Source organism: Oleiphilus sp. HI0117 (assembly GCF_001635235.1).
Genome location: NZ_LWGA01001400.1, coordinates 1 through 772, shown reverse-complemented (window position 1 = coordinate 772; position 772 = coordinate 1). Strand labels below are relative to the sequence as shown.

Genomic DNA, 772 nt, shown 5'->3' with positions numbered 1-772 from the left:
TATGGAATATGCCATGCCGATTTGATGTTATATCTATCAGCCAGAAAGAGAACAGCTTATCCGAGCAAATTCATTGGCACAAAGCTGCATTCGATGCATCTTATTGAGCTCAGTTTATTACCTAAATCACCTAAAACGGTTAACTAGAAATGTCCGAACTATCACCACTATCAAACTACCTATGTGAAGCTGTTGATTCTGCCGCAGCAAACCTTGAAGCACTTAGTGAAAACCTGGAGCAAGCTTGCAACCTAATTACACAGACACTTCTGAGCGATAAAAAACTGATTATTTGCGGGAACGGTCTATCTGGACCAATCGCAAGCCTTTTAACAACCTGCTTAATGAACCAACAGGAATTCGAACGCCCAAGCCTTCCTGCGATCAATATTTCTATCGATTCCACAACTATTTCTGCTATTGCGAAGGACGGCAATTACAACCTTAGCTATGCCAAGCAAATTAGAGCCATTGGTTTCGAAGGAGACACCCTGATTGCACTATCTATCGATGGCAACTGCAGCAATATTGTTCAAGCAATTCAAACCGCGCACGAAAAGGACATCAAGGTAATCACACTTATCGGTCATAAAGATGGGAAAATTTCTGCGATAAAGCAGGGACAGGATGTTGAAATCCAGCTAAACACCAATTCGGTAGCGCGAGCGATGGAAGCTCAACTTATGGCAGTTAATGCCATGTGCCACCAAATCGAAAATCAACTTTTTGGTGGCGCATTTTAGTTAAGAAAGCCTAGAACAGGCTTTCTCTT

At 42.1% G+C, this 772-nt stretch carries 1 protein-coding gene; it reads left to right on the top strand.

Annotated features, from left to right (window positions below; translation table 11 throughout):
- Window positions 1–149: 149 nt before the first annotated feature.
- Window positions 150–743, top strand: coding sequence for an SIS domain-containing protein (locus tag A3757_RS23740; protein ID WP_068553552.1), 594 nt, complete (start codon window positions 150–152; stop codon window positions 741–743).
- Window positions 744–772: the final 29 nt, after the last annotated feature.

Bases quoted from the DNA above. Each gene is read 5' to 3' on its own strand.
- A3757_RS23740 (WP_068553552.1), top strand. From the start codon at position 150: ATGTCCGAACTATCACCACTATCAAACTACCTATGTGAAGCTGTTGAT.